Origin of the sequence: Streptomyces antarcticus (assembly GCF_026627255.1) — a bacterium.
Taxonomy (GTDB): domain Bacteria; phylum Actinomycetota; class Actinomycetes; order Streptomycetales; family Streptomycetaceae; genus Streptomyces; species Streptomyces antarcticus.
In genome coordinates this window covers 56,082-69,623 of the sequence record NZ_JAPNLM010000018.1, presented here as the reverse complement: position 1 = coordinate 69,623, position 13,542 = coordinate 56,082, and the positions used below count along the sequence as shown (strand labels likewise).

13 protein-coding genes are annotated in these 13,542 nt (G+C 70.7%); 6 read left to right on the top strand and 7 right to left on the bottom strand.

Annotation, left to right across the window (positions count from 1 at the left end; all coding sequences use genetic code 11):
* Positions 1 to 37 precede the first annotated feature (37 nt).
* From OTB16_RS25225 to folE, 5 genes are all read left to right on the top strand, one after another.
* The gene (locus OTB16_RS25225) at positions 38 to 1,183 is read left to right on the top strand and encodes a zinc-dependent metalloprotease (RefSeq protein ID WP_267723083.1); all 1,146 of its coding nucleotides are present in this window, start codon (positions 38 to 40) and stop codon (positions 1,181 to 1,183) included.
* 247 nt (positions 1,184 to 1,430) lie between these two features.
* Positions 1,431 to 2,492: a tRNA lysidine(34) synthetase TilS gene (gene tilS, locus OTB16_RS25220; protein ID WP_267723082.1), complete on the top strand. Its 1,062-nt coding sequence runs from the start codon at positions 1,431 to 1,433 to the stop codon at positions 2,490 to 2,492.
* Between the two features lie 66 nt (positions 2,493 to 2,558).
* Positions 2,559 to 3,119 carry a hypoxanthine phosphoribosyltransferase gene (hpt, locus tag OTB16_RS25215; RefSeq protein ID WP_267723081.1) on the top strand — a complete coding sequence of 187 codons (561 nt, stop codon included), beginning with the start codon at positions 2,559 to 2,561 and terminating at the stop codon, positions 3,117 to 3,119.
* A gap of 207 nt (positions 3,120 to 3,326) precedes the next feature.
* Complete coding sequence (ftsH, locus tag OTB16_RS25210) at positions 3,327 to 5,360, top strand: ATP-dependent zinc metalloprotease FtsH (RefSeq protein ID WP_267723080.1); 2,034 nt, start codon at positions 3,327 to 3,329, stop codon at positions 5,358 to 5,360.
* 96 nt (positions 5,361 to 5,456) lie between these two features.
* Positions 5,457 to 6,065 carry a GTP cyclohydrolase I FolE gene (gene folE, locus OTB16_RS25205; RefSeq protein ID WP_267723079.1) on the top strand — a complete coding sequence of 203 codons (609 nt, stop codon included), beginning with the start codon at positions 5,457 to 5,459 and terminating at the stop codon, positions 6,063 to 6,065.
* A gap of 93 nt (positions 6,066 to 6,158) precedes the next feature.
* Here the strand turns inward: folE and OTB16_RS25200 are convergent, their stop codons facing one another.
* The 6 genes from OTB16_RS25200 to OTB16_RS25175 all read right to left on the bottom strand — a co-directional run bounded on the left by OTB16_RS25200 (position 6,159) and on the right by OTB16_RS25175 (position 11,073).
* Positions 6,159 to 6,647, bottom strand: coding sequence for a DUF3180 domain-containing protein (locus OTB16_RS25200; RefSeq protein WP_267723078.1), 489 nt, complete (start codon positions 6,645 to 6,647; stop codon positions 6,159 to 6,161).
* Between the two features lie 53 nt (positions 6,648 to 6,700).
* Positions 6,701 to 7,309: a 2-amino-4-hydroxy-6-hydroxymethyldihydropteridine diphosphokinase gene (gene folK / locus OTB16_RS25195; RefSeq protein WP_267723077.1), complete on the bottom strand. Its 609-nt coding sequence runs from the start codon at positions 7,307 to 7,309 to the stop codon at positions 6,701 to 6,703.
* Positions 7,306 to 7,665 carry a dihydroneopterin aldolase gene (folB, locus tag OTB16_RS25190; RefSeq protein WP_267723076.1) on the bottom strand — a complete coding sequence of 120 codons (360 nt, stop codon included), beginning with the start codon at positions 7,663 to 7,665 and terminating at the stop codon, positions 7,306 to 7,308. The genes folK and folB overlap by 4 nt, the downstream gene beginning before the upstream one ends.
* Positions 7,666 to 7,796: 131 nt before the next feature.
* Positions 7,797 to 8,240 carry a nuclear transport factor 2 family protein gene (locus OTB16_RS25185; RefSeq protein ID WP_267723075.1) on the bottom strand — a complete coding sequence of 148 codons (444 nt, stop codon included), beginning with the start codon at positions 8,238 to 8,240 and terminating at the stop codon, positions 7,797 to 7,799.
* A 22-nt stretch (positions 8,241 to 8,262) separates the two neighbouring features.
* The gene (folP, locus tag OTB16_RS25180) at positions 8,263 to 9,132 is read right to left on the bottom strand and encodes a dihydropteroate synthase (protein WP_267723074.1); all 870 of its coding nucleotides are present in this window, start codon (positions 9,130 to 9,132) and stop codon (positions 8,263 to 8,265) included.
* 90 nt (positions 9,133 to 9,222) lie between these two features.
* On the bottom strand, positions 9,223 to 11,073 hold the full coding sequence (locus OTB16_RS25175) for a phosphatidylglycerol lysyltransferase domain-containing protein (protein ID WP_267723073.1): 1,851 nt from the start codon (positions 11,071 to 11,073) through the stop codon (positions 9,223 to 9,225).
* A 152-nt stretch (positions 11,074 to 11,225) separates the two neighbouring features.
* Here OTB16_RS25175 and OTB16_RS25170 point away from each other — a divergent pair, with 152 nt between their 5' ends.
* Positions 11,226 to 12,335, top strand: coding sequence for an alpha/beta hydrolase (locus tag OTB16_RS25170; protein WP_267723072.1), 1,110 nt, complete (start codon positions 11,226 to 11,228; stop codon positions 12,333 to 12,335).
* A gap of 178 nt (positions 12,336 to 12,513) precedes the next feature.
* Here the strand turns inward: OTB16_RS25170 and OTB16_RS25165 are convergent, their stop codons facing one another.
* Positions 12,514 to 13,482, bottom strand: coding sequence for an ABC transporter ATP-binding protein (locus OTB16_RS25165; RefSeq protein ID WP_267723071.1), 969 nt, complete (start codon positions 13,480 to 13,482; stop codon positions 12,514 to 12,516).
* Positions 13,483 to 13,542: the final 60 nt, after the last annotated feature.

Here is a 13,542-nt window from a genome sequence, read left to right as displayed (position 1 = left end):
GGGTCCGCGGAGGGGCCGGTCCACGTACGGTTGACGCATGACGAGCATCAGTGGTGTGGAGATGGTCGACTGGAACCTCGCGGTGGCGACCGCGACCCGGCTGGTGCGACCCGGCCCGGAGGTCGGCCGGGACGAGGCGCGGGCCGTCGTCGCGGAGCTGCGCGGGCACGCCAGGACCTCGGAACGGCACGTGCGCGAGTTCACCCGGATGATGCCCGAGGGCCTCGTCCTCCCCGACACGCCCGTGCTGGTCGTCGACCGCGCCGGATGGGTCAAGGCCAACGTGGCCGGCTTCCGCGAGCTCCTGCGGCCCCTCCTGGGCAAGATGCAGGACCGCCGCGCCGCCACCCCCGGCGGCGCCGTCCTCGGCGCGGTCGGCGGCAAGGTCACCGGCGTCGAGCTCGGCATGCTGCTGAGCTTCCTGGCCTCCCGCGTGCTGGGCCAGTACGAGACCTTCGCGCCGCCCTCCCGCGACCTGCCGGGCTCCGCCGCGGGCGGCGGGCGGCTGCTGCTCGTCGCGCCGAACATCGTGCACGTGGAGCGCGAACTGGAGGTGAACCCGCACGACTTCCGGCTGTGGGTCTGCCTGCACGAGGAGACCCACCGTACGCAGTTCACGGCCGTCCCGTGGCTCCGGGACCACCTCGAGGGCGAAATCCAGACGTTCCTGGGAGCCACCGAAATGGACCCGTCGACGGTCTTGGAGCGCATCCGCGAAGCCGCCCAGTCCTTCGCCGGGGCCCGCCCCGACGCCGAGCGGGGGGAGGAGGGCCGCTCCTTCGTCGAGCTCGTGCAGACCCCCGAGCAGCGCGAGGTGCTGGGCCGGCTCACCGCCGTCATGTCCCTCCTGGAGGGCCACGCCGACTTCGTCATGGACGGGGTCGGCCCCCAGGTGGTGCCCTCCGTCGCCGAGATCCGGGAGAAGTTCCAGCAGCGCAGGGCCAGTGGGGCCGGCCGACTCGACGCCGCGCTGCGCAAGCTCCTCGGCCTCGACGCGAAGCTGCGCCAGTACCGCGACGGCGAGCGTTTCGTGCGCTCCGTCGTCGGCCAGGTCGGCATGGACGGGTTCAACCGGGTGTGGACCTCTCCGAACACACTGCCGACCAAGGCCGAGATCGCCCGGCCCGCGGACTGGGTGGCCCGTGTACACCGCAAGGGGAGTGAAGAGAGCGAACGCGGGTGACGCGGGGGGCGTAAACATGTCTCACTGGGGGAAGCAGCGTCACCCGTCCGAGGGACCGTAGGCCGTGAAAGGGCGTGCGATGCTCGGGGAACGGCTCGGCTCTGTCACCATCGACGCACTCTGAGTGACATCCCCGCTCGCCGGGGAAATCCGGGCACCACTCCTGAGCACCCCGTTCCCCGGGGCCCTTCCGGCGACAGCCGGGGGAGCCCCCGAGGCATCCGAACTCCACCGAAGGGCACCGGACATGGGTCCCCATCCTGCGGTCGCGGCGATACGCCTGGCGGTCCGCCGCGTACTCCACGACGTCCTCACCGATCTCACCGAACTCCCCCAGACCCGGTCCGGGGCCGCGCCCTGCGCCGACCCGCGCACGCCGGCCGGCGGCCCGCCGCTCGTCCTCGTCGCCTGCTCCGGGGGCGCCGACTCGATGGCCCTCGCCTCCGCCCTGGCCTTCGAGGCGCCCAAACTCGGCATCCGGGCCGGCGGTATCACCGTCGACCACGGCCTCCAGGCCGGCTCCGACCTGCGCGCCGCCGAGGTCGTCACCCGCATGACCGCGCTCCGCCTCGACCCGGTGGAGTCCGTCGCCGTGCGCGTCGGGCGTGACGGCGGTCCCGAGGCCGCGGCCCGCGACGCCCGCTACGGAGCCCTCGACGAGGCCGCGGACCGGCTGGGCGCCGCCGCCGTACTGCTGGGCCACACGCGCGACGACCAGGCCGAAACCGTTTTGCTGGGCCTCGCCCGCGGCTCCGGCATCCGGTCCCTCTCCGGCATGGCCGAGAAGTCCGGCGGACCCGGCCGCACCAACCGCTACCGCCGCCCCTTCCTCCAGGTCGACCGGCAGACCGCCCGCAAGGCCTGCATGGTCCAGTCCCTCCCCGTCTGGGACGACCCGCACAACATCGACCCCGCCTACACCCGCTCCCGCCTGCGCCACGAGGGACTGCCCGCCCTGGAGAAGGCGCTGGGCAAGGGCGTCGTCGAGGCGCTGGCCCGTACCGCCCAGCTGTCCCGCGACGACGCCGACGCCCTGGACTCCTGGGCCGCCTCCGCGGAGACCGGCGTACGGGACGACGACGGCCGTCTGGAGTGCGCCAAGCTGTACGCCCTGCCCCCGGCCGTCCGGCGCCGGGTGCTGCGCAGGGCCGTGGTCGCCGCCGGTTCTCCCGCGGGGTCGCTCTTCGCCCGTCACATCGAAGAAGTCGACCGCCTCATCACCGGATGGCGCGGCCAGGGCGCCATCAACCTGCCCGGCCGGGTCGAGGCCCAGCGGCAGGGTGGCAGACTTGTCATTCGGCAGGGCTGATTGGCGCTCGAAACACGGCTGAGTCCTCCGGGGTCGCCCCCGGAGCCCCGGCCGACAACGAAAGTGATGCGGGTGGACGAGAAGGACATGGGCAACGACCTCCAGTCGGTGCTCATCACCAAGGAAGAGATCGACGCGAAGCTGGCCGAGCTGGCCGCGAAGATCGATGCGGAGTACGCGGGCAAGGACCTGCTCATCGTCGGTGTGCTCAAGGGCGCCGTGATGGTGATGGCGGACCTGGCGCGCGCCTTGTCCACCCCGCTCACGATGGACTGGATGGCGGTTTCCTCGTACGGCGCCGGGACCCAGTCCTCGGGTGTGGTCCGGATCCTCAAGGACCTGGACACCGACATCAAGGGCAAGCACGTCCTGATCGTCGAGGACATCATCGACTCCGGTCTGACGCTGTCCTGGCTGCTGTCGAACCTGGGCTCCCGCGAGCCGGCCTCCCTCGAGGTCGTCACGCTGCTGCGCAAGCCCGACGCCGCCAAGGTCGCCATCGACGTGAAGTGGGTCGGTTTCGACATCCCGAACGAGTTCGTCGTGGGCTACGGCCTCGACTACGCGGAGAAGTACCGCAACCTGCCGTTCGTCGGCACGCTCGCGCCTCACGTGTACGGCGGCTGATCACCCTCCCGGCCCCCGGGACCACCCCCTCGCCGAGCGAGGGGAACCTGGGGGCGCTTCCCGGCGTTGGAGCAGGGGAAGCGGGTCTGTCAGCCGTCCCACGAGGCCGCGGGTGACAATACAGGGGTACATTCCGAAGAACAGTCTTTACTCACAGCAGCATTTACCTACGGGCAGGAGGGACGGGGTGCCTGGCGCCCCGTATGGATGGACGTGAAGCGATACTTCCGTGGGCCGGTCATGTGGATCGTGCTGGCCGTCCTCGCCGTGGTCGTGTTGATGAATGTCGTCGGCTCCGGCGGCGGCTACAAGTCGGTGGACACCAGCGAGGTCATCAAGGCGATCAACAGTGGCCAGGTGGAGCAGGCACGCCTGACCACCGGCGACAGCCAGATGATCAAGATCGATCTGAAGAGCGATCAGAAGCTCGACAAGCGCGACGGCACCAAGTTCCAGGCCAACTACATCGGGGATCAGGGCGTCCAGCTCGCCCAGAGCCTCCAGAGCAAGTACGAAGCCGGTCAGATTCCCAAGGGCTACTCCGTCTCTCCGGACAAGACCAGCCCGTTCCTGAGCGTGCTGCTCTCGCTCCTGCCTTTCGTCCTCATCGTCGTTGTCTTCCTGTTCCTGATGAACCAGATGCAGGGCGGCGGCTCCCGGGTCATGAACTTCGGGAAGTCCAAGGCCAAGCTCATCACCAAGGACACCCCGAAGACGACGTTCGCCGATGTCGCGGGTTCGGACGAGGCCGTCGAGGAACTCCACGAGATCAAGGAGTTCCTCCAGGAGCCGGCGAAGTTCCAGGCCGTCGGCGCCAAGATTCCCAAGGGCGTGCTGCTGTACGGCCCGCCCGGCACCGGAAAGACCCTGCTCGCGCGCGCCGTCGCGGGCGAGGCCGGTGTCCCCTTCTACTCGATCTCCGGGTCCGACTTCGTCGAGATGTTCGTCGGTGTCGGTGCCTCGCGTGTCCGTGACCTGTTCGAGCAGGCCAAGGCCAACGCCCCGGCGATCGTCTTCGTCGACGAGATCGACGCCGTCGGCCGGCACCGCGGTGCGGGTCTCGGCGGCGGCCACGACGAGCGCGAGCAGACCCTCAACCAGCTGCTGGTCGAGATGGACGGCTTCGACGTGAAGGGCGGCGTCATCCTGATCGCCGCCACGAACCGTCCGGACATCCTCGACCCGGCGCTGCTGCGCCCGGGCCGTTTCGACCGGCAGATCGCGGTCGACCGTCCCGACATGCAGGGCCGTCTGGAGATCCTCAAGGTCCACCAGAAGGGCAAGCCGGTCGCCCCGGACGTCGACCTGGGCGCGGTTGCCCGGCGCACGCCCGGCTTCACCGGTGCCGATCTTGCCAACGTCCTGAACGAGGCGGCCCTGCTGACCGCCCGTTCGAACAAGAAGCTGGTCGACAACCACTCGCTGGACGAGGCGATCGACCGTGTCGTGGCGGGCCCGCAGAAGCGGACCCGGATCATGTCGGAGCGGGAAAAGAAGATCACCGCGTACCACGAGGGCGGACACGCCCTGGTCGCGGCGGCCTCCCCGAACTCCGACCCGGTCCACAAGATCACGATCCTGTCCCGCGGACGGGCCCTGGGTTACACCATGGTCCTGCCCGACGAGGACAAGTACTCGACCACGCGCAACGAGATGCTCGACCAGCTGGCGTACATGCTGGGCGGGCGCGCGGCCGAGGAGCTGGTCTTCCACGACCCGACGACGGGCGCGGCGAACGACATCGAGAAGGCCACCGCCACGGCGCGGGCCATGGTCACGCAGTACGGCATGACCGAGCGTCTCGGTGCGATCAAGTTCGGCGGCGACAACACCGAGCCGTTCCTGGGGCGCGAGATGGCGCACCCGAGGGACTACTCGGAAGAGGTCGCGGCGCTGGTCGACGAAGAGGTCAAGAAGCTCATCGAGACCGCGCACAACGAGGCGTGGGAGATCCTCGTCGAGAACCGTGACGTCCTCGACAACCTGGTTCTCGCGCTGCTGGAGAAGGAGACGCTGAACAAGGAGCAGATCGCCGAGGTCTTCTCGACGATCGTGAAGCGTCCGGCCCGCCCCGCGTGGACCGGCTCCTCCCGCCGTACCCCCTCCACCCGTCCGCCGGTGCTCTCTCCCAAGGAGCTCCAGCTGACGAACTCGGCGAACGGCACGTCGGCGTCCGCCGCCGCGCCGGTCTCGACGGAGAAGGGCATCGAGGTGGCCCCCGAGGACACCCCCGAGGCCTGATCCGACCGGAATGGAAGCCGCGCCCCCCAGGTTCTAGCCTGGGGGGCGCGGCACTTTCACGTGCCCGTTCGCGTGGCACACAGGAACGAGGATGAGATGACCGACCCAGTGACCCTGACCGGCGGCGAGGGCACGATCGGAGAGTTCGACGAGAAGCGTGCCGAGTCCGCCGTACGGGAGCTCCTGATCGCGGTCGGCGAGGACCCGGACCGAGAGGGCCTGCGGGAGACCCCGGCGCGCGTGGCGCGGGCCTACCGGGAGATCCTGGCCGGTCTGCGGCAGAACCCCGAGGACGTGCTGACGACGGTCTTCGACCTGGGTCACGACGAGCTGGTCCTGGTGAAGGACATCGAGATCGTGAGCCTGTGCGAGCACCACCTGCTGCCGTTCCACGGCGTCGCCCACGTGGGCTACATACCGGCGGAGAACGGGAAGATCACCGGCCTGTCGAAGCTGGCCCGCCTCGTGGACGTCTTCGCCCGCCGCCCGCAGGTGCAGGAACGTCTCACCACTCAGATAGCCGACTCCCTGATGGAGATCCTGGACGCCCGCGGAGCCATCGTCGTCGTCGAGGCCGAGCACATGTGCATGTCGGTCCGGGGGATCCGCAAGCCGGGAGCCAAGACCATCACGTCGGCGGTCCGCGGCCAGCTCCGCGCCCCGGCGACGCGCAGCGAGGCCATGAGCCTGATCATCGCCCGCTGAGCCCCGCCGGCCGGTGCCCGCCCGCGGGCGCGCCGTACATGCGCCACGGTCCCCCTCCGCGAACGCGCGGAGGGGGACCGTGGCGTGATGCCGTCAGGCGGGGGCCGGGGCCTCGGGGGACTCGTCGTCGTCCTCGGGGAGCTTGAGGACGTGTTCCAGGAAGAGGGCCGCCGCGATGACCGCGGCGCCCGCCAGGACCGAGAAAGCGGCGTACCAGGCCTGGTCGCGGCGGGCGGGGACGTCCATGGCCTCGGTGAGCAGGAAGACGCCCACGCCGCCGTACATTCCCGCCACGAGGGCCGCGACCAGCGCGCTGGCCTGGCCGAAGACCACCGCGCGGGCCGCCATCAGCGGTTCCACGCCCTTGGCACCGGGCCGCCGCTCGCGCTGGGCCTTCAGCCGGGCGCGCAGCGACAGCGCGGTGGCCAGCAGGACCACGGCGATGACCGCCAGCACGACCGGGGCGGCGAGCGGGACGCCGGGCAGGGTGCCGTACGCGTTCCACAGGCGGGCGCCCGCCCAGGACAGGACGGCTGCGACCGCGAAGATGCCCGCCAGTACCGCCGGCCTCAGTTGCTTCACTTGCCCGTTCCCCGCTTCCCGCGCCGATCCGTCAGCAGCCCACAGGGTAACGACTACTCGGGGAGGCGGAGTTCCAGGTCGGCGCGCGGCGTGACGCCGGTCAGGCCGATTCCGGCCAGGAGCGCGGAGACGGCTCCGCGGCCCGGGATCCGGGCCTCCGGGTCGATGTCGTGCCAGGGGGCCAGGACGAAGGCGCGCTGGTGGGCGCGCGGGTGCGGGAGGGTGAGGACCGGGTCCTCGGAGATCACCTCGGCGTACGCGACGATGTCGACGTCGATGGTGCGCGGGCCCCAGCGCTCCTCGCGGACGCGGTCGAAGGCTTCCTCGATGGCCTGTCCGCGCTCCAGGAGCGAGGACGGCGGCAGGGTCGTCTTCACCGAGACGACCGCGTTGAAGTACGCGGGCTGGGAGCCGGGGTCCACGCCCCACGGCTCGGTCTCGTAGACCGGGGAGACCGCCTTGACCCGCAGGCCCGGGGTGTCGCCGAGGGCGTCGATGGCGCCCTGGAGGGTCTCCAGCCGGTTCCCGAGGTTCGCGCCGAGCGCGATCACGGCCCATTTGGGGTTGGACAGCGTGACGTCGGCCGCGTCGACCGTCTCCACGACGGACGCCGGTACCGGCTGGACCGTGGGGTCGCTCTGTGCGTTCAGTCCGTTGTTCATGCGCGGCTCCGGGTGATCGTGATGGTCACGTCGTCGAAGGGGACGGTGATGGGCGCGTCCGGCTTGTGGACGACGACCTCCACCTGTGCCACCGCTTCGTGCTTCAGACATTGCTGGGCGATCCGCTCGGCGAGCGTCTCGATCAGGTCGACCGGCTCTCCCTGGACCACGTCGACGACTTCCTCCGCGACCACCCCGTAGTGCACGGTCTTGGCCAGGTCGTCGTCGGCCGCCGCGGGGCGGGTGTCGATGTGGAGCACGAGATCGACGATGAAGGTCTGGCCCTCCTCGCGTTCCCGGGGGAAGACGCCGTGGTGCCCGCGAGCCTTGAGGCCGCGCAGCGAGACACGATCCACGCGAATCACTCCTGCTTTCGTAGGTGCTGCCGGTCCCGGGACTCCCCGGGGCCATGGGCCTACGCCGAGTGCGGTCGGCGTCGTCCGGCTTCGAATTTACCTGCGAAATACCCCTGACCCCGCCGGAGGGGTCAGGAGGCGTCGTCCTCGTCGTCCTCGTCGGACTCCGTGAGGACGGGGGAACCGTGGTGGGACCAGAGCCGCCAGCCCCCGGGTGTGCGTCGGAACACATTCGTGGCGACGACCAGCTGGCCCACCAGCGGACCGAGTTCCCCGCCGTCCTCGGCGGGCCCGCCGCTGAGGATGTTCTCCGTACAGGTCACCAGCGCGGTGTCGTCGATGACGGCCACCTTGGTGTCGGTGAGGAAGAACTGGATGTAGTCCGTGTGGGACATGATCAGCGCGTACGAGCGCAGCACCTCGCCGCGGCCGGAGAGGACCGGCCAGCCCGGGTGCACGCAGGAGATCTCGTCCTCCAGCCAGAGCGCCGACAGGGCGTCGAAGTCGCCCGCTTCCATGGCCTCGTAGAAGGCCGTGTTGACCTCTTCGACCGCTTCGATGTCGGTTCTGCTCACAGGGCTCCTCTTCGGTCGGTGGTCACAGTGCCCCTTCCACGGCGCGGGCCACGCGAACCGCGTCCGCGGTGGCCCGTACCTCGTGGACCCGTACGGCCCACGCGCCCTGGTGGGCGGCTATCGCGGAGACGGCGGCGGTGGCCGCGTCCCGCTCGCGGGCGGGCGGCGGGGCGGCGTCCGCGCCGGCCAGGACGCGGCCGAGGAAACGCTTCCGCGAGGCGGCCACCAGGAGCGGGAAGCCGAGCGCGCGCAGGGCGGGCAGGTGGGCCACCAGGGCCAGGTCGTGGTCGGCGTTCTTCGCGAAGCCGAGGCCGGGGTCGACGACGAGCCGTTCGGGCGCGATGCCGCCGGCGACGACCGCGTCGAGGCGGTCGCGGAGCTCGGCGGTGACCTCGGCGACGACGTCGTCGTAGACGGCGAGGCTGTTCATGCCGGCGCTGAAACCGCGCCAGTGCATCACCACGAAGGGGACCTCGGCGGCCGCGACCGCCCCGATCATCCCGGGGTCGGCGAGCCCGCCGCTGACGTCGTTGACCAGCATCGCGCCGGCGGCGACGGCGCGGGCGGCGACGCTCGCGCGCATGGTGTCGACGGACACGGTCACGCCTTCGGAGGCCAGGCCGCGCACGACGGGGACGACCCGGCGCAGCTCCTCCTCCTCGTCGACGCGGGGAGCACCGGGCCGGGTGGACTCGCCGCCGACGTCGACGAGGTCGGCGCCCTGGACGACGAGGTCGAGGCCACGCTTGACGGCCGCCGTGGTGTCGAACCAGCGGCCGCCGTCGGAGAACGAGTCGGGGGTGACGTTGACGACGCCCATGACCCCGCAGCGGTCCCACTCGGGAAGACCTGCGACCCGGCCCCTGCCGGAGGATCCGCGCTTCGTGTTCATAGGTCCAAGGGTAGGGCTGACCTGGATACGGCAGGGCCCCGGAGTCGCGGACCCGGCAGGGCGCGCACTCCGGGGCCCTGCCCGGACGCCCTACGCGGCCTGAGCCGAGCGCTCCGTCTGCTTCGGGACCGACGCCACGTGGTGGTGGGCGCAGGTGCGGACCGGCTTGGGCCGCCGGCGGCTGGCGAACAGCCGCGGCAGGGCCAGCGTCACGAAACCCTCGGCCTGCATCGCGGCGAAGCCGATGCGGGGCAGGTCACGGGTGGTGCGGAAGACAACGAAGCGGGGCTCCCAGCGGGGGCGGAACTTCGCGTTGAACTTGTACAGGGACTCGATCTGGAACCAGCGGGACAGGAAGACCAGCAGGCCGCGCCACATCCGCAGCACCGGGCCGGCGCCGATCTTCTCGCCGCGGGCGAGGGCCGAGCGGAACATCGCGAAGTTCAGCGAGACCTTCTCGATCTTCAGGCCGGGAGCGGCCTCCAGGGAGGCCACGATGAGCAGCTCGTTCATGCCGGGGTCGGCGGCGCGGTCGCGGCGCATCAGCTCCAGCGACATGCCGTCGGCGCCCCACGGGACGAAGTGCAGGACGGCCTTCAGGTCGCCGAAGGGGCTCGTGTCGCCCTCCTCCACCCGATGGGCGGTGGCGATGTAGCAGTCGCCGTCGCCCGGGTCGCCGACCCGGCCCAGCGCCATGGAGAAGCCGCGCTCGGTGTCGGTGCCCCGCCACGCCTCGGCGGCGCCGCGCACCTGCTCCAGCTCGGTCTCGGTCAGCTCGCTGACCCGGCGGACCTGGGTGGTGTAGCCGTTGCGCTCGATGCGCTTCACCATCTGGCGGACGTTGCGCATGGCGCGGCCCGCGAGGGAGAAGTCTTTGACATCGACAATCGCCTCGTCACCCAGCTCCAGCGCGTCGAGACCGGTCTCGCGGGTCCAGACCTCGCCGCCGGTCTCGCTGCAGCCCATGACGGCCGGGGTCCAGGAGTGGGCCTTGGCCTCCTCCATGAACCGCTCGATGGCGCCGGGCCAGGCCTCGACATCGCCGATGGGGTCGCCGGAGGCGAGCATCACGCCGGAGACGACGCGGTAGGTGACGGCGGCTTTGCCGCTCGGGGAGAAGACCACCGCCTTGTCGCGGCGGAGCGCGAAGTGGCCGAGGGAGTCGCGGCCGCCGTGCTTGGCGAGCAGCCCGCGCAGCTGGACCTCGTCGTCGGCGGTGAGCCGGGCGGCCGGGTGCTCGGGGCGGAAGGCCAGGTAGATCGTGGTGAGCGCGGTGAGCATGCCGAGCGCACCGAGGGAGTAGCCGACCGTCCAGGACACCCGTCCGGCGTAGTCGACCGGGCCCTCGTAGCCGAAGAGGCCGTAGACGACGTGGGTGATCTGCTCGTACAGGCTCGGGTTGCCGACGACCTTGCCCGGGTGCACGTTGACGATGACCAGACCCAGGCCGATGGAACCGGCGCTCATCAGAACGAAGTTCGCGAGCGCCTTCCAGCGGCTGCGCGGGTCGGGCAGCGCCTTGAATTCACTCTGGTGGCGCAGCAGCAGCGCGAGGAGCACCGCCGAGATGATCACGCCGGCCACCGAGTGGCGGTAGGTGAACTGCGCCGCCGCGCCGGCGGGCAGCAGGACGACGGCGGCCCGCCAGGCGCGTCGCTTGTGCCGCTTGAGGCCGTGCGCGAGCAGCAGGAGCAGTACGCCCGCGCTGATGGACAGGGCCGCCGCGAAGGGGCCGAGGGAACCGGGCAGCACTTCGGTCACCGCGTGGATCCGGCTGTGCCGGAAGCGCGGGAAGACCCCCGCCGCGATGTCCAGAAGGCCGACGATCATGACGGCCGTACCTACCAGGCCGGGCACCGACTCCGGCCGTGGTCCGCGGAGAATCCGGCGGACCCCGCTCGGAACCTGTCCCGACTTATCGCCATCTATCCTGCTAGACATCGCTTCCCGTTGCTCCGCGAGAGATCATGTGGCCGAAGACCGCGACAGCCTCCGGTGTGTGGTGCGTCCATTAGGACGACATCGACGAGGAGCGGGTTCACTCTTCCGTCGGAAATTTCCAGTCCTGCCATCAGAAAGTCGACTGACTGCTCATGGGTCTCACCAGTTATACGGTCCTGGCGCTGGCCATCTTCGCCGGTGTGCTGCTCTTCGCGGCCACCGTCGTGTTCTGGCCGAAGCTCTCGGGCCGCACCTGGCGCGCGTACGCCGGCCGGATCGGGCTGCTGCTGGCGACCCAGCTCGCGCTGTTCTCGGCAGTGGGTCTCGCGGCCAACAAGTCGTTCCTCTTCTACGGCACCTGGGCCGACCTGTTCGGCCAGGAGACGTCGATCGGCAAGGTCGTCGACCACTCGATGAGCAGCAAGGACATCAAGGTCGTCGACAAGCAGAAGCTGGACGTGCCCGGCGGGGGCAAGCCCCAGGTGGGCGGGCAGATCCTGAAGGTTGCCATATCCGGGCAGAAGTCGAAGATAACGAGCCCGGGCTACGTGTGGCTGCCGCCGGAGTACTTCCAACCGCAGCACAAGGACCAGAACTTCCCCGCGTCCATCGTCCTGACGGGGTATCCGGGCACGGCCGAGAACCTCATCAAGGGGCTCGACTACCCGATGAAGGCCTTCAGCCTGTCCAAGGCGGGCAAGATGAAGCCGATGATCCTGGTCATGATGCGGCCGACCATCGCGCCGCCGCGTGACACCGAGTGCGTCGACATACCCGGCGGGCCGCAGACCGAGACCTTCTTCGCCGTGGACCTCCCGCAGGCCATCACCGACACCTTCCGGGTCGGCAAGAAGCCCGAGAACATGGGCTTCATCGGCAACTCCACGGGCGGCTACTGCGCGCTGAAGATCGCCGCGCACTACCCGCAGACCTTCGGTGCCGCCGCGGGGCTGTCCGCCTACTACGAGGCCCCCGACGACCCGACGACCGGTGACCTGTTCCACGGCGACGCCAAGCTGAAGCAGCGCGCGGACGTCCTGGCCAGCATCGACGCCAAGACGCCGAGCGGCACGTCCTTCCTCGTCACCAGCAGCGAGACGGGCGAGCCGAACCTCGGCGACACCAGGAAGTTCATCAAGAAGGTGAAGTCCCCGGACCGCGTCTCCTCGATCATCCTCGACAGCGGCGGCCACAACTTCAACACGTGGCGCCGCGAGATCCCGCCGATGCTGGCGTGGATGAGCGGCCGCATCCAGGCCTGAGCCGGGAGCGCCGAACCGGAGCGGGGGCCCGGCGGGGAGCCGGAGCGCCGAGCCGGTACCCGGAGCCGGTCAGCGGAGCCGGTGCGGGGACCGGTCAGGACGCGTGAAGGTGTGCGAGGAGGGCCCGGCTCAGGCCGGGCCCTCCCGCCGTTTGCGGCCTCCGGCCCGCGCGCCCGGCTCAGACCTCCTGGAGCTGGGCCCGGCGCAGCGCCCGGTGGACGCCCTCCGGGGTCAGTACGCCGATCAGCGCGCCGGAGGCCGGGTCGGTGACCCCGATCCGGCCCGAGTCCTCCTGGAGCAGGGCCGCGAGGGCCTCGCGCAGGGTCGCGCCGAGCTCGACCGAGGCCGCCGGGGCCGGGGCCTTCGCGTCCGCGTCCGTCAGGTCGGCCTCCGCGACGGCGGTGACGGCGAGCCGCTTGAGCCCCCGGTCGGCGCCGACGAAGGAGGCCACGTAGTCGGTGGCGGGGGCCCCGAGCACCGCCGCCGGGCGGGCGAACTGCTCGATGGTGCCGGTGCCGTAGACCGCTATCCGGTCCCCGAGCCGGATGGCCTCCTCCAGGTCGTGCGTGACCAGCAGGATCGTCTTGCGCACCGTCTTCTGGAGCGTCAGGAACTCGTTCTGCAACCGCTCGCGCACCACCGGGTCCACCGCGCCGAACGGCTCGTCCATCAGCAGCACCGGCGGATCGGCCGCCAGCGCGCGGGCCACGCCGACGCGCTGGCGCTGCCCGCCCGACAACTGCTCAGGGTACCGGCCGCCGTACACGGCCGGGTCCAGGCCGACCAGGTCGAGCAGCTCGGCCGCCCGCGCGCGGGCCTTGGCCTTCGGGGTGCCGATCAGCTGCGGCACGGTCGCCGTGTTCTCCAGCACCGTCTTGTGCGGGAACAGCCCGACCTGCTGGATGACGTACCCGATCCGGCGCCGCAGCTCCACCGGGTCGGCGGCGGCGATGTCCTCGCCGCCGAGCAGGATGCGGCCGGAGGTCGGCTCGATCAGGCGGTTGACCATCTTCATCGTGGTCGTCTTGCCGCAGCCGGACGGGCCCACGAGCGTGACCAGCTCCCCCTCCGCCACCTCGAAGGACAGATCCTCGACGGCTGTCGTCCCGTCGGGGTAGCGCTTGGTCACATGCTCGAATCGGATCACCCCGCCATCCTTCCCCAAGAGGGCGGTCGTATGGGCTTCGGGTTTGTCAGGGGAGTGTTG